The sequence below is a fragment of the uncultured Merdimmobilis sp. genome (assembly GCF_902471145.1).
GTDB lineage: Bacteria > Bacillota > Clostridia > Oscillospirales > Ruminococcaceae > Merdimmobilis > Merdimmobilis hominis.
Genome location: NZ_CABRJC010000002.1, coordinates 19,903 through 39,673, shown reverse-complemented (window position 1 = coordinate 39,673; position 19,771 = coordinate 19,903). Strand labels below are relative to the sequence as shown.

Below are 19,771 nucleotides of genomic sequence, written 5' to 3'. Positions count from 1 at the left end.
GGGGATATCGATTACTGGTTCAGGGTCTTGTTCCACATGTCGACCCAGTTCTCAAGCAGGGGGTTGACCACGCTGAAATCCACGATGTTGGACTGGTTGGCAGTTTCCACAGTGGTCAGCTTTTTAGCGGCTTCCTCGGGGATCTCCACCTGGGTGTTGACCGCGGATTCGGGGACGTTCAGTGCGGCATCCAGCTGGTTCTCCTCCGAGAGGACATAGTTGATGAACTCATAAGCCAGGTCTTTCTGGTCGGAGTTCTTGACGATGTTCACGGTGTTGAAGTTCAGGTAAGCGCCCTCGGTGGGATCGATGAACACCAGGTTGGTGTTGGAATCGCCCATGGTGTTGTAGGCGAACTCAGCGGCCAAAGCCACCGAGATCTCACCAGAGGAGAACATGTTCTTCAGGTCGGAGGATTTGGAATAGGTCTTGACGATGTTGGGCTTCAGCTCCTCCAAAGCTTTGAAAGCGGCTTCGCCGCCATCGGTGGCATAGTCCACGCCGGCGTAGTTGGAAGCCACGGTGACCATAGCGGGGCCAAAGGTGGTGGAGATGTCGGGGATGGCCACCTGGTCGCGGTACTCTTCTTTCCAGATGTCGGCAAAGGAGGTGATCTCACCGGCCTTCTCCGGGTTGTAGATAATGCCCAGGCGGTTCATGGTGACTGCGGGGCCCTGTTTGGATTCCTTCAGGAAGTCCGCTTTTTCCAGCAGGTATTCCGCGTTGGGGATGCGGGAGTAGTCGATCTCTTCAAACAGGCCGGCGTCCACACCCTGCTGGGCGTACTGCTGAGCCAGGTAGATGACGTCCACATCGGTGTTGGGGTCGTTTTTCAGCTTGGTCAGGCGCTCACCGTTGGTGCCGCCCTCATAAACCACGGTGCAGTTGTACTTCTCCTCAAAGGGCTTGATGACGGTGTCCTTGATCCGGTCATCGGCCAGGGCGAAGTTGGAGACCACCAGGACGGGCTTCTCCCCGGAAGCGTCATCCGCCCCCTGGGACGAAGAACTGCTGGAATTTCCGCCATTGCTGCAAGCAGCCAGCATGCTGGCGCAGAGCAGAAGGGCTACCATAGCCTTAAACTTCTTCATACTTGTTTCCTCCTACATTGTCTTTTGGTATTTTTGTTTCTATCGAACACAGCAACCTGTGCAGCGAGCTGTTTGGGGCGGGGGCTTGTCCCCCATGGTAGCAGAACCAGAGCGCAAAATCAGGCGAATCATCGTTGGTTACACCACTACCAGCTTTTGGGGAGGCAGATAGAGGCGGACCCTCTCCCCCGCCTCATGGGTGCGGGTGTTGGAGCCGTTGGCCACCAGGTCGCCAAAGGGGGTGGCAACCTTGTACTGGTAACTCTTGCCCAGATAGGTGCGGACTGTCACTGTGCCCTCGATCACATTGTTCTCCTCTTGGGAGCCGTCCTCCAAGAGGACAATGTCGTCGGGCCGGATGGTCCCCTTGGGGGCATCCATCTCCCGCTCCGGCAGATGGCCAATCTCAAACCGGGTGTCCCCGCAGTAGTAGCCGTCCTCCCGCTTTTCCAAGGGGAAGAAATTCTCAAACCCCACAAACCGTGCCACGAACTCGGTGGCCGGGTGGGCGTAGATATTTTCCGGGGTGTCGTACTGTTCAATGATGCCGCCGTTCATCACCGCCACTTTATCGGAGATGGAGAAACACTCCTCCTGGTCGTGGGTGACAAAGACAGTGGTGATCTTCAGCTTCTGCTGAAGCTCCCGAATCTCCACCCGCATTTTCAGGCGGAGCTTGGCGTCCAAATTGGAGAGGGGCTCGTCCAGGAGCAGCAGCTCCGGCTGAACCACCAGGGCACGGGCCAAGGCCACCCGCTGGCGCTGGCCGCCGGAAAGTTCCCGGGGATACCGCTTGCCCAAGTCCGCCAGGTCCACGGTGGCGAGGATCTCCTGCACCTTAGGGGCGATCTCCTGCTGGGGCATTTTTCGCATCTTCAGGCCGAACGCCACGTTTTCCTCTACCGTCAGATGGGGGAACAGGGCATAGCTTTGGAACACGATGCCGAAATTCCGCTTGTGGATGGGAACCTTGGTGAAGTCCTTGCCATTGAGGAGGAAGGAACCCCCATTGGGTTCAATAAAACCGGCGATCACCCGCAGGGTGGTTGTTTTTCCGCAGCCGGAGGGCCCCAAAAGGGAGATGAGTTTGCCCTCCTCAATGTCCAGGCACAGGTTGTTGAGAATCTTCTTTTTTCCGTCGTAGGCGACGTCGATATTCTTCAGCTGGATAAACGACACAGCAGTTCCTCCTATCGTTGGGTAGCTTTCCTCAGTTCAGAACGGTTTTCCGACTGCCGCCGGAACGAAAATACCAGTTATAAGACCATTATCAATGTCCCCGCGGTGATCAGAGCCCCGCCAATCCACGCTTTCATGGTGGGCTGCTCATGGAGGAACACAAACGCCAGTACTAGCGTGATGACAACACTCAATTTATCGACGGGAACCACTTTGGAGGCTTCGCCCATCTGCAAGGCCCTGTAGTAAAAGAGCCAGGAAGCCCCAGTTGCCAATCCGGATAAAATCAAGAAGAGCCAGCTCTTCCTGCTGATTTCGGTGATCCCGGACTGTGTGCCAGTCAGGAACACCATCCCCCACGCCATGGCCAAGACTACCATCGTCCGGATTGCCGTGGCCAGGTTGGAATTGACCCCTTCAATTCCGATTTTCGCCAATATGGAGGTCAGCGCAGCAAAGACCGCAGACAAAAGAGCGAACACAAACCACACAGCGATTTCCCCCTATCATTCCGGCTATTTCCCCACCTTGACAAGCTTTTCGGTGACCAGCATGATGGCGAAGGACATGATCATCAGCAGGACCGAAAGTGCAGAAACGGTTGGGTCGTAGTTGTATTCAATGTAGCTCATCATCGCCACCGGCAAGGTGGTGACCCCAGGGCCGGAGAGGAAGATGGTCAAGGGAACATTGTTAAAGGCGTTGATGAAGGCCAAGAGGAAGGCCGACACAATGCCGGAGGAGATATTGGGCAGCACAATTTTAAAGAAGACGGTCAGACGGCTGGCCCCCAGGCTCATGCCGGCTTCCTCGATGGCGTAATCCAGGCTCTCAATGCTGGCCCCTACGATCCGGAAGGCGTAGGTCACCACCGAGATGGCAAGGCCCACCAGCAGCGCCACCCGGACGCTCAGCCGCAGGCGAACGATGATGAAGGTAAACAGGGCAAAGCCGCAGACCACCTGGGGCACCATGTTGGGGGAGAAAAACAGGTCCTTGATAAGCTTCTTCCCCTTAAAATTGTACCGGGAAAGGGCGTAGGCCCCGGGGATGCCCACCAAGAGAGCAATGACTGTCGCCGCTGTGGAGATCAAGAAGCTGAGCTGGAAAGCGTCGATGAAGGTCTGGTTGGAGAAGACGTTCTCATACCACTTCAAGCTGAACCCCACCGGCGGAAAGCTGATGTAGCTTTCGGTGGTAAAGGAGGTCAGCGCAATGAGGATCAGGGGTGCAAAGATGAAGAAGTAGACCAGCACCACCATAAACAGGAGGAAATAATTTTTTCGTTTCATCTTTCTTTTCCCCTCCTAAGCGCTTTTTTCGCCCAGTTTATCGGCGATGGTGTTGAGGGCGCCCACCACCAGATAGGAGGTGACGATCATCACTGTGGCGATGACCGAGGCCCGGGTCCAGTTGTCCAGCAGCATGGCCTGCTGGTAGATCAAGGTGGACATCATCATATTTTTGTTGCCGCCCAACATCAGCGGGGTGCTGTAGGCGGAGGCAGTGCCGGCAAAGACCAGCACGCTGCCCACGATGACCCCCGGCATGCTCAAAGGCACCACCACTTTCAAAAAGGAGACAAACCGGTTGGCTCCCAGGCTCTGGGCGGCCTCCAGCGTCTCATCGCTGATATTCTCCATCACCCCCACCAAGCTGGTGAGCATGATGGGCAGGAACAGATAGACCGAACCCACTACAATAGCCCCTTCGGTGTAGAGGAGTTTGAGCGGCTCTTCCACCAGGCCCAACTTCATCAGCAGGTTGTTGAGGATTCCCTCCCGGCCCAGAATGGCGATCCAGGCAAAGGCGCGGACCACCGTGTTAGTCAGAAGGGGGAAGGTGGCCAGGGCGATCATAATCCCCTTGCGGGAGGATTTCATCCGGGAGATGTAAAAAGCCACCGGAAGGGCCAGCACCACACAGATCAGCGAGGTGACCAGCGCCACCCGGATGGTCCGCAGGAAGATTTTTTGATAAAAACTGTCCCCCAAAAAGTCGGTATATCCTTTTAGGGTAAGCCCGCCATCCCCAAAGAAGGTGGGAACCACGATCCGAAGGATGGGCAGCACCAAAAACAGCAGGATCAGCAAGAGCCCTGGTAGGAGCAGGAGCCAATGGCTTTTCTTTTTCAAAAGAGGCACCTCCATAATGTTGTTATAGAATTTGGGACACCAACTTGTCCAGCTGCTGGAACTGTTCCTCTGAAACGGAGATCTTCCCCCGCTCAATGGCGATCAGCCCCTCCTCCTTCAACCGGCTGATATACCGGTACAGGGTGCGCAGGTTGATGCCCAGTTCCTCCGCCATGGTTTTGCGCTCCACCGGGAGGATGGCGGGAAGGCGACGGCCGGTGCAGTACTGGTGGATGTAAATGAGCAAGTTTTCCATCCCGCTATTCAATAGGCTGCGGTCGTTGCGGCGGTAGTTGTTCTGCACAAGGCCCGCCAAGTATTCCAAGGTGATCAAGGCGATGGCGTTGTCCCCATAAATCCAGCGGGAAAACTCCTGGGCGGAGAATTCCAGCAGCACGCATTCGGTTGCCGCTGTGACGGTAGCGTCGTAGACCGGCGCCTGGCGGAGCATCTCATACAGCCCGAACAGCTGCACCGGGTACATGGTGTCAGCGATGATCCGCTTGCCGTCGATGGAATACTTTACAATGTAGCATTTGCCCGCTGCCAGCAGGTAGATTTTATCCACTGGCAGGCCGCCGCCTATGCACTGCATCCCCTGTTTCAGGTGGACAAGCCGCACCCCGGGCGGGAGGAGCGGCGCAAAGACCTCTGCCGCCTCCCCACAGGAGTATGGGCGGGCAAAGGCGGTTTGCAGCAGTTGAAAGATGGATTGGTGGGACGATGTCGGCAAAATAGTTCCCCCCTCCCAGCAAAAAAGCAGGCAAATCCCCAGGGATATCCCTTGTGTACACAGAATGTTGATTCTAATTTTACTGAAAATTCTTATCTTTGCAAGCAACTTTACAAATAAAACGCCAATTCTCCCGCAAAATTGGGGATTTTGTAAAATTAACTGACATCTGTCATTTAAAAGTGGGCATTTTTTATGATACAATCATCGCAAAGGCGATGATTGTGGAAGAAATCTCTGTTAGGGCGAAGCCCTTCCTGCCGCAAAGCGGCATCGAGATTTTTTCCAGTCCGCGAGGACCCGGAAATTACCCGCCGCAAAGGCGATAATTGGGGAGGGAACCCTTTTGGGACGGTGCGCCCTCCCCCTTTCTCCAGTTGTCCCCGGCCAGCAGCCCCACATATAGGGCGCCGCCAGCCCTTTTCACCAATGCGGATACACCCGGCTATAATCAGGAGGTTACAGTATGGATCAGTTGCAGCAAAAACAAGAGGAAATCCTGGGGATTCTCCGGGACCCCACCCTAACCCACGAACAGACGGTGATGACCTTGGCCAAGGCGGCGGAAAACCTGCTTGCCACCCCCGGCGCGCCAGAGGAATATTACAAACTAAAGGAAGCCGGCATCATCTGCGACCTGTTTGAGGGCAACGCCCCTTACAGCCCCCGCTATATCCTGCCGGATTATGAAAAATTCTTCCGGGAGGGCAGCCAGTTCCTGCGCCTCGCCCCTCCCACTACCCTGCTGGAGGCTATCACAAACCTGCTCATCCTCTACCACCATGTGCCGTCGGTGACCCATTTCCCAGTGTACATCGGCCGCATCGACCGGCTTTTGGAACCGTTTATTGAGGATGAAGCCAGCGCCAAGCCGCTGATCAAGCACTTTTTGATGCAGATTGACCGGACGGTCACCGACTCCTTCTGCCATGGTGACATCGGGCCGGAGGCCACCCGGGCCGGGCGGATCATCCTGGAATGCGAACGGGAACTACAGGATTCCACCCCCAACATCACCCTGCTGTACGACCCAAAGATCACCCCCGACGACTTTGCCCTCCAGTGTGTGGAGGCCGCTTTGGACTGCGCCAAGCCCAGCTTTGCCAACCACCGGATGTTCCTCTCGGAATTTGGGGAGGACTACGGCATCGCCAGCTGCTACAACGGGCTGCCAGTGGGAGGCGGAGCCTATACCCTCACCCGGCTGGTTCTGGGCAAATTGGCAGAGACCGCCGCTTCCCGGGAGGATTTCTTCCAGCGGGCCCTTCCCCACGCGGTGGATGTGATGTGCCGCTTTATGGACGCCAAAATCAAATTCCTGGTGGAGGAGACCCCCTTCTTTTCCGCCAATTTCCTGGTCAAAGAGGGGCTGATCCGCCGGGAGCGGTTCAACGGCCTCTTCGGCATGGTGGGGATGAACGAATGCGTCAACACCCTCATGGCCCTGGAGGGGAAACCCGACCGGTTTGGCCACAGCGAAGCCGCTGACGCCTTAGGGGTGGAAATTATGGAGGCCATCGACGCCCTGGTGAAGGCCCACAAAAACCCCTACTGTGAATTCTGGAATGGCAGCTTTATCCTCCACGCCCAGGTGGGCATTGCCCAGGATCAAGGGATCAGCCCCGGCACCCGCATCGCCATCGGGGAGGAGATCCCCCTCTACGACCACCTGCGCCAGGCGGGCCTCTTCCACAAATACTTCCCCTCCGGCACCGGGGACATCTTCCCCTTTGACGCTACCTCCGCCCGCAATCCCGCAGCGGTCCTGGATGTCATCAAAGGCGCCTTCCAGGTGGGCATCCGGTATTTTTCCACCTATTCCTCCGATAGCGATGTCATCCGCATCACCGGATACCTGGTGAAAAAGTCGGATATCGAAAAGCTGGAACAGAACCAGCAGGTGGTCAACGACACCGTCTTCTTGGGCATGGGGGCCAAACACAACGGCCATATCCTAGACCGGAAGGTGCGCAGCCTATGATCGCCCCGGTAAACAAAATCATCGACCACAGCGTAGTGGACGGGCCAGGCAACCGGACTGCCGTCTTCTTCCAAGGGTGCCCCTTCCGCTGCCAATACTGCCACAACCCGGAGACCATGGCCCTGTGCACCCACTGCGGGGCCTGCGTCTCCGCCTGCCCGGCGGGGGCGCTCTCCCTGCGGGAGGGAAAAGTCCATTGGGAGGAAGCCCTCTGTGTGGGGTGTGACAGCTGCCTGCGGGCCTGCCCCCACCTCAGTTCCCCCAAGGTGAAGGAGATGACGGTGGAGGAGATCCTCTTGCGCATCCAGCAAAACCGCCCCTTTATCCGGGGGATCACCTGCTCTGGCGGGGAGTGCACCCTCTATGCTGGTTTTATGGCGGAGCTGTTCGCCAAAACCAAGGCCATGGGCCTTACCAATCTGATCGACAGCAACGGCATCCTGGATTTTTCCCAGGCAGACGCCCTTCTGGAACACGCAGACGGGGTCATGTTGGACATTAAGTGTTTTGACCGGGCTGGCCACATCCGCCTCACCGGCAAAGACAATGACCTGGTGCTGCAAAACGCCGCCTACCTGGCCCAGCGGGGCCTGCTGCCGGAGGTGCGCACCGTGATTATCCCCGGGGTGCTGCCCAACGAGGAGACCGTCGCCCTGGTGAGCCGACTTCTTGCCCCTTACCAAGCAAACGGGCCCATCCGCTACAAGCTGATCGCCTTCCGGCCCATGGGGGTGCGGGAGGAATTCCGCTCCTTCCCGGTGCCCAGCCGGGCGGAGATGGAATCCCTGGCTGCCCTCGCCAGGGAACAGGGCATGGCGGACGTGGCAATCGTATAAAAAGGGGATTCCCTGTTTTTTTACAAAATATGCCGCCGGGGACAGGCCCCGGCGGTTTTTCTGTTATACTGAAAGAAAAGGGGTTGGTTCCCCAACATGGAGAAAGCGGGTGACAGCACGGGGAAAATCTCTTTTGCCGCCAGCGGCCAGACGGGCCTTACCAGGGCGCGGTAATCTCCATCCCAGAGAGCGTCTACTTTCTGGGCCTTTCCCCCGCCCAGCAAAATCCTTTCCCCAAAGCCTTTGCCCTTCGGCATTTTTCTGTTATACTGTCAAGGCGGCCCGCCTGCGGGCCAAAGGAATACCCAACCGTACAGCTTTGCTATAATTAGGAGCGATCTATTTGAAATTAGGCAACATTATTTTACCCCAAACCGCCTGCCTGGCCCCTATGGCCGGCGTGGCCGACCGGGCCTTCCGGCAGATCTGCCGGGAACACGGGGCTTGCTATGTCGTCGGCGAAATGGCCAGCGCCAAGGGCTTGACCTATGGCGACAAAAAAACGCCCGAACTGTTGGAAGTCTCCCCCGAGGAACGGCCTATGGCGGTACAGCTCTTCGGGGATGAGCCGGACACCATGGCAAAAGCCGCCCAGATGGCCCTAGCCTACCAGCCGGACGCCATCGACATCAACATGGGCTGCCCCGCCCCCAAAATAACCGGCGGCGGCAGTGGCAGCGCCCTGATGAAAACCCCAGAACTGGCCGCCCAGATCATTCGGGCGGTGCGGGTAGCGGTGGACCTCCCCTTGACGGTGAAGTTCCGCAAGGGCTGGGATTCCAATTCGGTCAACGCAGTGGAGTTTGCCAAGATGGCCGAAGCCTGCGGGGCGGATGCCATAGCCATCCACGGCCGCACCCGGGCCCAGATGTACGCCCCCACCGCCGATTGGGCTATCATCCGCCAGGTGAAGGAGGCCGTCTCCATCCCGGTGATCGGCAACGGGGATGTGGATTCGGTGGACAGCGCCATCCGCATGTACGAGGAGACCGGCTGCGACCTGGTCATGATCGGCCGGGGGGCATTGGGTTCCCCCTGGGTGTTTGGCCAGATCCGGGATTACTTCTTCACAGGCGAACGCACTCCCGACCCCTGTTTGGAGGAGCGGATGGCCGTCATGCTGCGCCACCTGACCCTCATGTGTCAATACAAAGGGGAATCCCACGCCATGCGGGAGGCCCGGAAACATGTGGCCTGCTACATGAAAGGGCTGCGGGGCGCCCCCAAATTCCGCAAAGCGGCAGGGGAGCTGTGCACATTGGACGACGTCCGCCGCCTCATCCAAGAGGTGAAGGATCAAAACCCCGAGCTGTAACCGCCCAAGAAGGAGGGGAATTCCATGGCAAAAACCGTTCTCATCACCGGCGGAAGCCGGGGCATTGGCCAGGCTTGTGCCATCGCCTTTGCCAGGCAGGGCTATCAGGTGGCCATCAACTACATCCATTCCAAAGAGAAGGCGGAGGCGCTGGCTCAAGAGCTGTCCGCCCAAGGGCATCCAGCCCTGGCTGTGGGGGCTGATGTCTCCCGGAAGGACCAGGTGGAAGCCATGTTCCAGCAGGTGGAAGCGGCGTTCGGCCCGGTGGACATCCTGGTCAACAACGCGGGCATCGCCCAGCAGAAGCTGTTTACCGACCTGACCGAAGAGGATTGGGATCGGATGTTCCAGGTGGACGTCAAGGGCATGTTCCTCTGCTGCCAGCGTGCCCTTCGCACCATGCTCCACAGCCACAGCGGCTCAATCGTCAACCTATCCTCCATCTGGGGGATCAGCGGCGCCTCCTGCGAGGTCCACTACTCGGCGGCCAAAGCGGCGGTCATCGGCCTGACCAAGGCCTTGGCCCAGGAGCTTGGCCCCTCCCACATCCGGGTCAACTGTGTGGCCCCCGGGGTGATCAACACCGAGATGAACGGCCTTTTGGGGGAGGAGACCTTGGCAGCCCTGGCGGAAGAAACCCCTTTGGGCATTCTGGGGGAGCCGGAGGATGTGGCCAAAGCGGTCCTCTTCCTCGCCGGGGAAGAAGCCCGATTCATCACCGGCCAGGTTTTAAGCCCCAATGGCGGGTTTGTCATATAACAGCGCGCGGCAAAAGGAAACATTCCTTTTGCCGCGCTTTTTTCTTTTTAAAAACATCCCTCAAAACAGCCTTTTTCCATTTCTTTTTGGGGATTTTTCAAAAGGAAGTTCTTCAAAATGCGTCCCCCTATATCTTTTTATTCTCTTTTGATGTATAATATACATTCAGTTTGTTCCTGGGGCCTGTCCCCAAAATATGTGTTTGATGAGAGGAGTTCTATCGTGCTGGAAAAACTGTTTCATCTCAAAGAGAACCACACCAATGTTAAAACAGAGGTGATGGCCGGCCTGACTTCATTTTTCACTATGGCCTACATCATCTTTGTAAACCCCCAAATTCTCTCCGCCTCGGGCATGGATGCCGGCGCTGTCATGCTGGCCACCTGCGTATCCGCCGCCATTGGCACCTTCCTTATGGCATTCCTTGCCAACTACCCCTTTGCCCTTGCCCCCGGCATGGGCCTCAACGCCTTTTTTGCCTATACAATCTGCGGCTCTATGGGTTATTCCTGGCAGGCCGCACTGGCTGCGGTATTTACCTCCGGCTGTATTTTTGTGCTGATCACCGTCACCGGTGTCCGGGAAGCCATTGTCCGCGCCATCCCCAAATCGCTGAAAAATGCTATTTCGGTGGGAATCGGCTTCTTCATCGCCTTTATCGGCCTGAAAAATGCCGGCCTTTTGAAGTTTACCATTGACCCCGGCAACTACACCCTGCTGGATTCCGGCACTGTTCTTGCCAACGCCACCCCCATCCCCGCTTTCAACTTTACCGGGGCCTCTACCCAGCTGGCCATCTTCGGCCTCGTTGTGCTGGCAATCCTCTATGTCCGTCAAGTCAAAGGCTCCCTTTTTGTGGGTATCTTGGCCACCTCTGCAGTTGGCTGTCTGCTCCAGTTCGGTTTGGGGATTGATGTAGGGGTCTCTGCCCCAACCGGCCTCTCCTCCATCCCCTCTTTGGCCCCCACCTTCGGCCAGTTTGTCAAAGGCTTCGGTGAGCTTTTCAACTTCCAGGAAGGATTCGCCGTGGGTCTCACCTCGGTAATCTCAGTTCTCATCGCTCTGGTGCTGGTGGATATGTTCGACACCATCGGCACATTGATTGGCACCGCCGCCCGCGCCGGCATGCTGGATGAGGAGGGTAACCTGCCCCGTGCCAACGGCGCTTTGATGGCTGACGCCATCGCCACTGTCTGCGGCGCTGTCATGGGCACCTCTACCGTCACCACCTTTGTAGAATCCGCTTCTGGTGTTTCTGAAGGCGGGCGCACCGGCCTCACCGCACTGACCACCGGTGTCCTGTTCCTGGCCGCAGTGGTAGCCGCACCCTTCCTGGGGCTGATCCCCACTGCCGCCACCGCCCCGGTGCTGATCGTAGTCGGCGTGCTGATGATGGCCAATGTCCGGGAAATTGACTGGCTGGATTTTGAAACTGCCATGCCCGCTTTTCTGACCATCGCCTGTATGCCTTTTGCCTACAGTATCGCCGATGGCATCGCCGCAGGCTTCCTGTTCTACACCTTGATCAAACTGTTCCGGGGTAAAGCCAAGGAAGTTCACCCCATTTTGTATGTTTTGTGCGTCTTGTTTGTCCTGCGGTTCATCATTGTCATGTAAATAAAAAAGCGCCCTTCCCGATCAGGAAGGGCGCTTTTTATTTAGGCAGGGTCAAAAGAAGGTTGGCAAGCTCATTCCCTGCCGTTCTTTGACCCACTAAAATAATTTTTGATCCAGGCCGGTTTTTTGCATCCAATACACCAGCACAAGGCCCAGCACATAGCAGGGCACCAGCTGGCCCGCCGCCACCGACAGGGCGTTGGTGAGAAAGATGGGAAAGTTCCAGCCTCCGGCCATAGCGGTCATCAGCTCCCACCCGATGACCACCCCATTGACCAGGATAGGGGGCAAGGGGGAGAGGATGGGCAGGCCCTTCCAGGTAATCTTCCGCAGCTTCCAGGTCATCCAGGCGGCGACCAGGGTGGCCAGGCTGCCGAAAAAAATGTCCAGCAACCCCAGGATGCTGGTTCCGGTGACCATGCCGTAGAAATTTGTCAGGGCACAGCCTAGGGTCAGCCCTCCAATGGCCATGGGGGAGAACACCGGCAGCAGGGTCAGGGCCTCCGCCACCCGCATCTGCACCGCCCGGAAGCTGATGGGCGCAAAAACTACACCCAGCGCCACATACAGGGCGGCGATCATCGCGCCCTTCACCATACGGTTCACGCTCGTTTGTTTCATGGGTATTCACTTTTCCTTTCGTAGTGTGGTTTAAAGTCAGGAACTTGCGACTGACTGCCCACAGGGCCTATCTATTATAAAGCCTGTCCCTCCTATTTGCAACAAAAATTTTCTTTTGCAGCCTTCTTATTTATTCCGTAAAAACATAACATCTTGTAAAAATCCCCGGTATCATATAAACTGGTAACTGTGTAATACAATTCTTGGTTTGCCCGCTTTTTGCGGGCAGGACGGAGGTTCATGATGAGTTACCTACAAAGCAGCTACCCCCTCATCGCCAAGCGGGCGATCGCCAAACAGACCTACGATTTCACCATCCATTGCCCGGAGATTGCCATCCAATCCCGGGCGGGGCAGTTTGTCCACATCCGGGTGCCCGGCCATACCCTGCGCCGGCCCATCTCCATCTGCGGTATCGACGCCGCCAAAGGGAACATCCGCATCGTATTTGAGGTGCGGGGCTCCGGCACCGACGAGATGGCCAAATTTAACGTAGGGGATCAGGTGGATATCCTGGGCCCCTTGGGCAACGGGTTCACCCTGCTGGGCTCAGATAAAAAGGCCCTTGTGGTGGGCGGCGGCATCGGCGTGCCCCCCATGGTGGAGGTAGCCAAGCACTATGGGGAGAACGCCACCGCAGTCATCGGCTTCCGCAGCGCTTCGGCGGTGATTTTGGAGGAGGATTTCGCCGCCATGGGCTGCGATGTGCGCCTCTGCACCGACGACGGCACCCGGGGGCACAAGGGCTTTGTCACCGACATGGTGCGGCAGCGCCTCTCTGAGGGCGCAGCGGACATTATCTACGCCTGCGGCCCCACCCCCATGCTCAAGTCGGTGGCTGAGGTGGCCAAGGAATACGGCGTCCGCTGCCAGGTATCTTTGGAGGAGCGGATGGGCTGCGGCATCGGCGCCTGCCTGGTCTGCGCCTGTAAGATCGCCGCGGAAAAAGGCGAAGCCATGAAGCACGTCTGCAAGGACGGCCCGGTCTTTGAGGCCGAGACGGTCATCTTCGACAAATAATCTCTTCCGGCTAAGCCGGTTTTGGAATACAGGCCGCCTTTTCGAGCGGCGGAAGGAGCATTGCTATGGCAAATTTATCGGTCAACATCGCCGGGGTAGAATTTAAAAACCCGGTGATCACCGCGTCGGGCTGTTTTGGCTTCGGCAAAGAATATGAAAAACTCTACCCCCTCTCCCGGCTGGGAGGAATTTCCCTCAAGGGGATGACCTACGCCGAGCGGGCGGGCAACCCGGTGCCCCGCATCGCCGAGACCCCGGCGGGCATGCTCAACAGCGTGGGGCTGCAAAACCCCGGCGTAGACGCCTTTCTGGCAAACGAGCTTCCCTACCTCAAAGACAAAGGCACCGTCCTCATCGCCAACGCGGCGGGCAGCAGCGTGGAGGATTACTGCGCATTGGTGGAGCGGCTCTCCGATTCGGACATCGACATGGTGGAGCTGAACATCTCCTGCCCCAACGTGAAGCAGGGGGGCGCAGCTTTCGGCGTGGCCTGTGACAGCGCCGCCCATGTGGTCAAAGAGGTGCGCAAGGTCTGCAAAAAGCCGCTGATGGTCAAGCTCTCCCCCAACGTCACCGACATCGCCTCCATCGCCCAAGCGGTGGAAGCAGAGGGCGCCGATGCCATCAGCCTCATCAACACCCTGTTCGGCATGCGGATTGACATCGAGTCCCGGCGCCCCGTTCTGGCCATGAACGCCGGCGGCCTTTCCGGCCCCTGTGTCTTCCCGGTGGCGGTGCGGATGGTCTGGCAGGTGGCAAACCGGGTCAAAATCCCGGTGGTAGGCCTGGGCGGCATCGAAAAATGGCAGGACGCCATTGAGATGATGCTGGCCGGTGCAAACGCCATCCAGGTGGGTACCGCCATGTTCTACGACCCCTACGCCCCCCTCAAGATCATCGAAGGGGTCAACCAGTGGCTGGATGACCACGGCATCAAAGACGTCAACGAAATCGTCGGGCAGGTGAAGCCATGGTAAAGGACACCGTTCTCTATATCGTCCGCCATGGGGAGAGCATGGGGAATCTGGCCCGCCGCCTCCAGGGGCAGACCGATTTCCCCCTGAGCCCTTTGGGGGAGGAACAGGCTGCCTTGGCGGCCCAGCGCCTTGCGGGGGAACCCCTTTCCGCAGTGTACGCCAGCCCTCTTAAGCGGGCACACCGGACCGCACAGATCATCGCCGCCTGCCACGGCCTGCCGGTGCGGACCGATGCCAGGCTGATGGAGATCCGACTGGGGGAGATGGAGGACAAGGAGATCGACTGGCTCCATGAAACATACCCGGAAAACATGGCGTTTTTTGAGAATGAGCCGGAGAAGTATCTCCCCCCTGCCGGTGGGGAAAGCTTTCCTGAGGTAGTGGCCCGGGTCTCCCCTGCCATCGATGAGATCGCCGCCTGCCATCCCGGCCAGGCGGTGGTCATTGTCAGCCACGGATGTGCCATCCGCAGCCTGATCCTCCACTGCAAAGGCTGGCAAATCGACCGCTTTAAGGAACTCCCCAAAGGGAAAAACACTGCCGTCACCAAGGTGCTCTACAACTCTCAGGACGGCTACCGGGTGGAATACATGTCCGATTCCTCCCATCTGGGTTAGGGGGCGGCTTATGAAGATTCTAGCCGTCGACCTGGGGGATGCCCGCACCGGCCTGGCTGTCTGCGACCCCACCGAATTCCTCGCCTCTCCCGCCGGGGTGATCCACGAGACCGACTTTGAGGTCATCCTTAAAAAGGTGGCCCAAGCCGCCAAGGAGCATCGTGCCCAGCGCATTGTGGTGGGCTACCCCAAAAACATGAACGGGACTGTGGGGGAACGGGCGGAGAAGTGCGCTCTCTTCGCCCAGCGCCTGGGGGAGCTGGCAGAAATCCCGGTGAAGCTGTGGGATGAGCGCAGTACCACCGTTTCGGCCCACAACATCCTCAACGTCACCGACACCCGGGGCAAAAAGCGGAAAAATGTGGTGGACGCGGTGGCTGCAACCATTATCTTGGAAAGCTACCTCGCCTACCGCAAAAACAACCCCGACCAAGATTGACAAAAACCGCCCGGTTTTGGGCGGTTTTCTCATCCTTCCAAAGAGGATTTATTTTTCCACAGCCATTCCCCTTTTGGTGGAAAACCCGCTACAACAGCATGGTCAGCAGCAGCATTTCCAGCAGCCGGGCATAGATGGGCTCCAGTTCCTCAATGGGCAATGGGTTTTTCCCCCGGCCAATTTCAATGGTGAAGCCGGGGCGGTGCATGGTGTGGATAAACCAATCTTTGAACCCGCCGTGGGAAGCGATCTTCTCCGGCCGGCAGACCTTGTACCCGCAGGAGGCTGCCAGCACCTCAGCCATCAAACGGGAACGGTTGGGGGTATCCGCCCCATACTCGTAGTAGATCTCCTCCCCCTGGGAGTGGAAGGCGTATACCCGCCTAAAATCGCAGGCCAGGCAGAAGCCCGCAATGGCCCGGGTCTCCGGCTCGCTGTGTGGACGTTTTCCGCCGTAGCGGGTGGGCCCAGGGCCAATATAGCCCTCCTGCTCCTCCATCTTGTGGAGGAGCTCCCATCCGGCGTCAAAGTTGTGGTTTAAATCCACCCCGTTGCCGTTGGCCTGCCAAGGGGAGCCGGGGGCGGATTTGGGCGGCGGCTGGTCTTTGCCCAGTGCAATCTGCACCCCGTCGGGGTTGAGGCAGGGCACAATCACCAGGGAATGGTTTTCCAAGGCTTTGGTGATGTCGATCTCCCCCAACACGCCCCCTTGCTCCTGGGCCAGCAGGAGGTCCTCGCAGAACCGGAAAAGCAGCAGGGTGGTCAACCATTCCGACCCATGGGTTCCCCCCACCAAGAGGGTCGCCCCCCGCAAATCCCCCAGGGCCAAGGCAAAGATCCCCCTTCCCCGGGCGCTCTCCCCAATGGGGAAGGCCCGCAGGCCGTCGAACCTTCCCTTTAAATCATACACCGCCCGGTATATGTTTTCATAAACCGGCGGCGTGGTGTAAAACCCATCAAACATATGCGGTCCCTCCAAAATGGCGTTCTACGACACTGTATGCGGCGGGACATTCCCTCTATCCCTTCTTTTTCCACAGCCGGTGAAAAATGTGGGGGGTGCGCCGCTCAAAAAAGGTGGCACCTCTTTATGGCCCGGCCTCATCCCCGTCTGGGGTTTTATGCGGAACCATGAATTTCTGACAAAAGATATGCCGGCTCAGTCCGGCGGAACGGAGGATCCCGATGAATCTGCTGGAAACCACCCTCTCTTCCCAGGTTGTTTACAAAGGGAAGATTCTAACGCTGAAAAAAGACCAAGTCCGCCTGCCCAACGGCGGCACCGGCACCCGAGAAGTGGTGGTCCACAACGGGGCGGTCTGCATTGCCCCCATCGACAAAGAGGGCAACGTCATCCTGGTGCGCCAGTACCGGTACGCCCTCTCCCAAGAGTTGTTGGAACTGCCCGCCGGGAAAATTGACCCCGGCGAGGACTTCCACGCCGCCGCTGTGCGGGAGCTGGAGGAGGAGACCGGCTGCACTGCCGGGGAGCTTCGGTACCTGGGGACATTCTTCCCCTCTGTGGGGTATTTGACCGAGGTGATCCACCTGTTTGTGGCCACCGGCCTCACCCAGAAGGAACAGCGCCTGGACCCGGACGAATTCCTAAAGGTGGTAAAACTCCCCTTGGCCCAAGCGGTGAAACAGGTGTTGGCCGGGGAGATTCCCGACGGCAAGACCCAGGCCCTCCTTCTGCGGGCAGATGCACTTTTTCAAGCAGGGGAACTCCACCTGCAATAAATTCCAGGGAATTGGACACTATAGAGATACCAAAACAATAAAGGAGACAACTATGAAACGTATTTTTTGCGCGGCCATCGCCGCACTGACCCTCTTTTCCTTTACCGCCTGCCAGAAAGAGCCGGCCCCCAAGGAGTTCACCGCCGAGGAACTGAAGCCCATCTTCCAAGAGGCCATCACCGCCGCCCGGGATGAGGAGATCAACCAGGTCCTTCCTATCCTCTCCAGCAGCGAGGATGAAGGCGGCGCTTTGATCTTCGACATGGTCGGCTTGACCGATGAAGACATCAAGGCCGCAGGCATTTCCATCTCCCCTATGAACATAAAAGCTTACGGCGTGGCCATCATCGCCCCGGCAGAGGGCAAAACCGAAGCGGTGCAGACCGGGTTGGACAACTTTGTAAAAGCCCAGCAGCAGAGCTTTGCCAACTACCTGCCTGATCAGGGGGAAATCGCCAACAGCGCTATCCTCACCACCCGGGAGGACGGGATCATCGTGCTGGTGATGTGTGAAGATGCCCAGACGGTGTACGATTCCATCACCGCCACCCTGGATGAAAAACTGAAGTAACCCTGTTAAAAAAGCCCCTGCCAAAAAGGCAGGGGCTTTTCTTGTGTTTTTTAGTCGATGACGGTGAAATCCTGTTTTGCCTCTTCCAACAGGGCGGCGGTCTTTTCCTCGCCGAATTTCTCCCGGAAACCGGCGATGGCGGTAGAGACTACCTTTTCCGCTGCCTCTTTGCCCAGGATGGACTGGTATACCCGGTCCATGGCGGAGAGCTCGCTGGCGGTGTGGTAGAGGAAATCTTTGACGGTGTGATCCTTCAAAGAACGCTTTTTGGCGTTGAAGGCGTCCAGTTCTTCCTGGTTGGCGAAGGAGACTTTTTCAAACTCAAAATCGCAGCAGGGGCCGTTCTGGGAAAGCACGCTTCGAATGTTGAGCACGTTGTCCGGGTTAAACCCCTTGACTAGATTGACGTCGATGTGGGAACAATACAGGTTGCCATACTCCAGCAGGCCATGTTTTTTCCAGCTCTCACACCAGCCGCAGTGGGTGCAGTGGGTGGTGAATGCAGGGGAGATGGCATAGACATCCTTTTTGCTCCACTTCCGGTCGTCCACCCATTCGCTGTACAGCAGGTAGTTTTTGGGGGAGAGGTCTTCCCCGTCCTTGAGTGCGCGCAGGGCCATGCGGCGTCCCCGCTCCCGGCCATATTGGATGGTGCCCTCCACATTGGCCAGCTCCCCTTTGTCCCCGTACAGCTCCCGAGCCGCTTTGACCAGCAGGGCGTAGAGCACCGCGTGCTCTTCCATGTAAAACTGTTCTGCGATTTCTTTTCGATCCATGATGGTTGCCTCCCTCGACTGAATTGTTAGTTCTAGTGTAAAACCTCAGCCGATGGATGTCAAGCAATCTGCATAGATTCATTGCCAAATCATGCAAATTTTTATGTACTGCGGAAAAATTTCCGCAGCAACCTTTGAAGTGGCAGCCCGTTTACAGCTGGGGCTTGTCCACCTCGAAAAATGCCTGGGGATATTTGCACAGGGGGCACTGGGGCGGGGCCTCCACCCCTTCCAGCACAAAGCCGCAGTTGCGGCAGATCCAGGTCTGGCTGGTGACCTTTTTAAACACCTGGTTCCCGTTGACGTCGTTCACCAGGGCCTGGTAGCGCTTTTCGTGGGCCGCTTCCACCTTGGCCACCTGTTCAAAGGAGAGGGCGATCTGAGGGAAGCCCTCCTGTTTGGCTACCTCGGCAAATTCTTTATACATCTGGCTCCACTCAAAATGCTCCCCGTCGACGCCGTTTTGCAGGTTTGGCAGGGTCGAGGGGATGGAGCCGCCATGGATGTACTTGAGCCACAATTCGGCGTGGGCCTTCTCGTTGTGGGAGGTCTCGTCGAAAATGTCGCCAATCTGCTGGTAGCCCTCCTCCCGGGCCTTTTCCCCGTAGATGCCATATTTGACCCGGGCCTGGCTTTCCCCGGCGAAGGCGGACATCAAGTTTGCATAGGTGCGCGATTCTTTCAATTCCATAGTACTTCCTCCTTTAGTGGGTTCAACCCTAGTTTGGAGCCATTTTTCCCGGGTTATGCCGCAAAAGGGGAATATTTTTGCCAAATAAAAACAGAGGACCCTATTGGGGCCCCCTGCCAGGTAAATCGCTTATTTTATGCCCTATGCCGGTCCATTTAAAGAAAGGGTGGTCTTTTTGACAAACAGCCGGTTGACGGTGGCCAATACCATGGCCCGCACCAATACCGTTTGATCGGTCTCAGCTGTGGCCACCATGGGGAGGGGGTTGCCCGTGGGGGAAAAGGTCTCCCGCAGGGCGTTTTCAAACTCGGTGCAGAAATAGTCGTAGGAGATCTCCAACGGATAGGTCTCCTTCTGCACTTGGAAGAGGGCGCAGATCTCCGGCACGGTGAAGACCTCTTTCAGCAGGCTGATCACCACTAGGCGGGCAAGGTGCTCCCGGCCGTATTTCTTACGGATAGAGGGTTCTAAGGCGCCGGTCTTGATGTAGTTGCTCACCATAGCGCCGGTGATGGCATAAGGCTGCCCATACAGCGGGTGGATCACCCCTGCAACATAAGAAAGGGTTTGATCCAGATAGAGCCCCAATTCTGGCAGCTGGCTGTACCGGGGTAGGCGGAACGCCAAAAGTTCTTCCACCTCCTGCTTCTCCATCCTTGAGTCCCCCTTTGTA

At 57.5% G+C, this 19,771-nt stretch carries 22 protein-coding genes; 11 read left to right on the top strand and 11 right to left on the bottom strand.

Annotated features, from left to right (window positions below; translation table 11 throughout):
• Positions 1-11: 11 nt before the first annotated feature.
• The 6 genes from RDQ42_RS01580 to RDQ42_RS01555 all read right to left on the bottom strand — a co-directional run bounded on the left by RDQ42_RS01580 (position 12) and on the right by RDQ42_RS01555 (position 5,138).
• Positions 12-1,091: an ABC transporter substrate-binding protein gene (locus RDQ42_RS01580; protein ID WP_054332053.1), complete on the bottom strand. Its 1,080-nt coding sequence runs from the start codon at positions 1,089-1,091 to the stop codon at positions 12-14.
• 138 nt (positions 1,092-1,229) lie between these two features.
• Positions 1,230-2,270 carry an ABC transporter ATP-binding protein gene (locus RDQ42_RS01575; RefSeq protein ID WP_231358669.1) on the bottom strand — a complete coding sequence of 347 codons (1,041 nt, stop codon included), beginning with the start codon at positions 2,268-2,270 and terminating at the stop codon, positions 1,230-1,232.
• Positions 2,271-2,347: 77 nt separating this feature from the next.
• Positions 2,348-2,761 carry an EamA family transporter gene (locus RDQ42_RS01570; protein WP_054332054.1) on the bottom strand — a complete coding sequence of 138 codons (414 nt, stop codon included), beginning with the start codon at positions 2,759-2,761 and terminating at the stop codon, positions 2,348-2,350.
• A gap of 24 nt (positions 2,762-2,785) precedes the next feature.
• Complete coding sequence (locus RDQ42_RS01565) at positions 2,786-3,562, bottom strand: ABC transporter permease (RefSeq protein WP_071427443.1); 777 nt, start codon at positions 3,560-3,562, stop codon at positions 2,786-2,788.
• Positions 3,563-3,577: 15 nt separating this feature from the next.
• Positions 3,578-4,405, bottom strand: coding sequence for an ABC transporter permease (locus tag RDQ42_RS01560; protein ID WP_071427444.1), 828 nt, complete (start codon positions 4,403-4,405; stop codon positions 3,578-3,580).
• 22 nt (positions 4,406-4,427) lie between these two features.
• Positions 4,428-5,138, bottom strand: coding sequence for a Crp/Fnr family transcriptional regulator (locus RDQ42_RS01555; RefSeq protein WP_054332055.1), 711 nt, complete (start codon positions 5,136-5,138; stop codon positions 4,428-4,430).
• A 466-nt stretch (positions 5,139-5,604) separates the two neighbouring features.
• Between RDQ42_RS01555 and RDQ42_RS01550 the strand changes: the two genes are divergently transcribed.
• From RDQ42_RS01550 to RDQ42_RS01530, 5 genes are all read left to right on the top strand, one after another.
• Positions 5,605-7,119 carry a YjjI family glycine radical enzyme gene (locus tag RDQ42_RS01550; protein WP_231358668.1) on the top strand — a complete coding sequence of 505 codons (1,515 nt, stop codon included), beginning with the start codon at positions 5,605-5,607 and terminating at the stop codon, positions 7,117-7,119.
• Positions 7,116-7,955 (top strand): YjjW family glycine radical enzyme activase, encoded by an 840-nt coding sequence (locus RDQ42_RS01545; protein WP_231358667.1) that lies wholly within the window; start codon positions 7,116-7,118, stop codon positions 7,953-7,955. Before RDQ42_RS01550 ends, RDQ42_RS01545 begins: the two co-directional genes overlap by 4 nt.
• A gap of 343 nt (positions 7,956-8,298) precedes the next feature.
• The gene (gene dusB, locus RDQ42_RS01540) at positions 8,299-9,270 is read left to right on the top strand and encodes a tRNA dihydrouridine synthase DusB (RefSeq protein WP_231358666.1); all 972 of its coding nucleotides are present in this window, start codon (positions 8,299-8,301) and stop codon (positions 9,268-9,270) included.
• Positions 9,271-9,294: 24 nt separating this feature from the next.
• Positions 9,295-10,029, top strand: a complete 735-nt coding sequence (ymfI, locus tag RDQ42_RS01535) for an elongation factor P 5-aminopentanone reductase (RefSeq protein WP_071427446.1) — start codon at positions 9,295-9,297, stop codon at positions 10,027-10,029.
• 279 nt (positions 10,030-10,308) lie between these two features.
• Positions 10,309-11,646: an NCS2 family permease gene (locus RDQ42_RS01530; RefSeq protein WP_369949184.1), complete on the top strand. Its 1,338-nt coding sequence runs from the start codon at positions 10,309-10,311 to the stop codon at positions 11,644-11,646.
• Positions 11,647-11,742: 96 nt separating this feature from the next.
• Here RDQ42_RS01530 and RDQ42_RS01525 read toward each other — a convergent pair whose 3' ends face one another.
• Positions 11,743-12,267: a QueT transporter family protein gene (locus RDQ42_RS01525; protein ID WP_071427448.1), complete on the bottom strand. Its 525-nt coding sequence runs from the start codon at positions 12,265-12,267 to the stop codon at positions 11,743-11,745.
• Positions 12,268-12,510: 243 nt separating this feature from the next.
• On the opposite strand from RDQ42_RS01525, the gene RDQ42_RS01520 reads away from it, so the two are divergent.
• The 4 genes from RDQ42_RS01520 to ruvX all read left to right on the top strand — a co-directional run bounded on the left by RDQ42_RS01520 (position 12,511) and on the right by ruvX (position 15,320).
• Positions 12,511-13,287 carry a dihydroorotate dehydrogenase electron transfer subunit gene (locus tag RDQ42_RS01520; RefSeq protein WP_308588154.1) on the top strand — a complete coding sequence of 259 codons (777 nt, stop codon included), beginning with the start codon at positions 12,511-12,513 and terminating at the stop codon, positions 13,285-13,287.
• Positions 13,288-13,352: 65 nt separating this feature from the next.
• Positions 13,353-14,264: a dihydroorotate dehydrogenase gene (locus RDQ42_RS01515; protein WP_054332532.1), complete on the top strand. Its 912-nt coding sequence runs from the start codon at positions 13,353-13,355 to the stop codon at positions 14,262-14,264.
• Positions 14,258-14,881, top strand: coding sequence for a histidine phosphatase family protein (locus RDQ42_RS01510; protein ID WP_231358664.1), 624 nt, complete (start codon positions 14,258-14,260; stop codon positions 14,879-14,881). The genes RDQ42_RS01515 and RDQ42_RS01510 overlap by 7 nt, the downstream gene beginning before the upstream one ends.
• A gap of 10 nt (positions 14,882-14,891) precedes the next feature.
• Positions 14,892-15,320, top strand: coding sequence for a Holliday junction resolvase RuvX (ruvX, locus tag RDQ42_RS01505; protein WP_054332534.1), 429 nt, complete (start codon positions 14,892-14,894; stop codon positions 15,318-15,320).
• An 88-nt stretch (positions 15,321-15,408) separates the two neighbouring features.
• Here the strand turns inward: ruvX and RDQ42_RS01500 are convergent, their stop codons facing one another.
• Complete coding sequence (locus RDQ42_RS01500; protein ID WP_195254487.1) at positions 15,409-16,284, bottom strand: M14 family metallocarboxypeptidase; 876 nt, start codon at positions 16,282-16,284, stop codon at positions 15,409-15,411.
• A 221-nt stretch (positions 16,285-16,505) separates the two neighbouring features.
• Between RDQ42_RS01500 and RDQ42_RS01495 the strand changes: the two genes are divergently transcribed.
• Entirely contained in the window at positions 16,506-17,060 is a 555-nt protein-coding gene (locus tag RDQ42_RS01495) for an NUDIX domain-containing protein (protein ID WP_054332537.1), read from the top strand.
• A 52-nt stretch (positions 17,061-17,112) separates the two neighbouring features.
• A complete protein-coding gene (locus tag RDQ42_RS01490; protein WP_231358663.1) occupies positions 17,113-17,631 on the top strand; it encodes a DUF4358 domain-containing protein in 519 nt (172 codons plus the stop codon).
• Between the two features lie 50 nt (positions 17,632-17,681).
• Here the strand turns inward: RDQ42_RS01490 and RDQ42_RS01485 are convergent, their stop codons facing one another.
• From RDQ42_RS01485 to RDQ42_RS01475, 3 genes are all read right to left on the bottom strand, one after another.
• Positions 17,682-18,407, bottom strand: coding sequence for an L-2-amino-thiazoline-4-carboxylic acid hydrolase (locus RDQ42_RS01485; RefSeq protein ID WP_054332539.1), 726 nt, complete (start codon positions 18,405-18,407; stop codon positions 17,682-17,684).
• Between the two features lie 151 nt (positions 18,408-18,558).
• Complete coding sequence (rbr, locus tag RDQ42_RS01480; protein WP_054332540.1) at positions 18,559-19,098, bottom strand: rubrerythrin; 540 nt, start codon at positions 19,096-19,098, stop codon at positions 18,559-18,561.
• 141 nt (positions 19,099-19,239) lie between these two features.
• Positions 19,240-19,752, bottom strand: coding sequence for a DUF1836 domain-containing protein (locus RDQ42_RS01475; RefSeq protein WP_054332541.1), 513 nt, complete (start codon positions 19,750-19,752; stop codon positions 19,240-19,242).
• Positions 19,753-19,771 lie beyond the last annotated feature (19 nt).

Bases quoted from the DNA above. Each gene is read 5' to 3' on its own strand.
- RDQ42_RS01580 (WP_054332053.1), bottom strand. From the start codon at position 1,091: ATGAAGAAGTTTAAGGCTATGGTAGCCCTTCTGCTCTGCGCCAGCATG.
- RDQ42_RS01565 (WP_071427443.1), bottom strand. From the start codon at position 3,562: ATGAAACGAAAAAATTATTTCCTCCTGTTTATGGTGGTGCTGGTCTAC.
- RDQ42_RS01550 (WP_231358668.1), top strand. From the start codon at position 5,605: ATGGATCAGTTGCAGCAAAAACAAGAGGAAATCCTGGGGATTCTCCGG.
- RDQ42_RS01545 (WP_231358667.1), top strand. From the start codon at position 7,116: ATGATCGCCCCGGTAAACAAAATCATCGACCACAGCGTAGTGGACGGG.
- ymfI (WP_071427446.1), top strand. From the start codon at position 9,295: ATGGCAAAAACCGTTCTCATCACCGGCGGAAGCCGGGGCATTGGCCAG.
- RDQ42_RS01530 (WP_369949184.1), top strand. From the start codon at position 10,309: ATGGCCGGCCTGACTTCATTTTTCACTATGGCCTACATCATCTTTGTA.
- RDQ42_RS01525 (WP_071427448.1), bottom strand. From the start codon at position 12,267: ATGAAACAAACGAGCGTGAACCGTATGGTGAAGGGCGCGATGATCGCC.
- RDQ42_RS01520 (WP_308588154.1), top strand. From the start codon at position 12,511: ATGAGTTACCTACAAAGCAGCTACCCCCTCATCGCCAAGCGGGCGATC.
- RDQ42_RS01515 (WP_054332532.1), top strand. From the start codon at position 13,353: ATGGCAAATTTATCGGTCAACATCGCCGGGGTAGAATTTAAAAACCCG.
- RDQ42_RS01510 (WP_231358664.1), top strand. From the start codon at position 14,258: ATGGTAAAGGACACCGTTCTCTATATCGTCCGCCATGGGGAGAGCATG.
- ruvX (WP_054332534.1), top strand. From the start codon at position 14,892: ATGAAGATTCTAGCCGTCGACCTGGGGGATGCCCGCACCGGCCTGGCT.
- RDQ42_RS01500 (WP_195254487.1), bottom strand. From the start codon at position 16,284: ATGTTTGATGGGTTTTACACCACGCCGCCGGTTTATGAAAACATATAC.
- RDQ42_RS01495 (WP_054332537.1), top strand. From the start codon at position 16,506: ATGAATCTGCTGGAAACCACCCTCTCTTCCCAGGTTGTTTACAAAGGG.
- RDQ42_RS01490 (WP_231358663.1), top strand. From the start codon at position 17,113: ATGAAACGTATTTTTTGCGCGGCCATCGCCGCACTGACCCTCTTTTCC.
- RDQ42_RS01485 (WP_054332539.1), bottom strand. From the start codon at position 18,407: ATGGATCGAAAAGAAATCGCAGAACAGTTTTACATGGAAGAGCACGCG.
- rbr (WP_054332540.1), bottom strand. From the start codon at position 19,098: ATGGAATTGAAAGAATCGCGCACCTATGCAAACTTGATGTCCGCCTTC.
- RDQ42_RS01475 (WP_054332541.1), bottom strand. From the start codon at position 19,752: ATGGAGAAGCAGGAGGTGGAAGAACTTTTGGCGTTCCGCCTACCCCGG.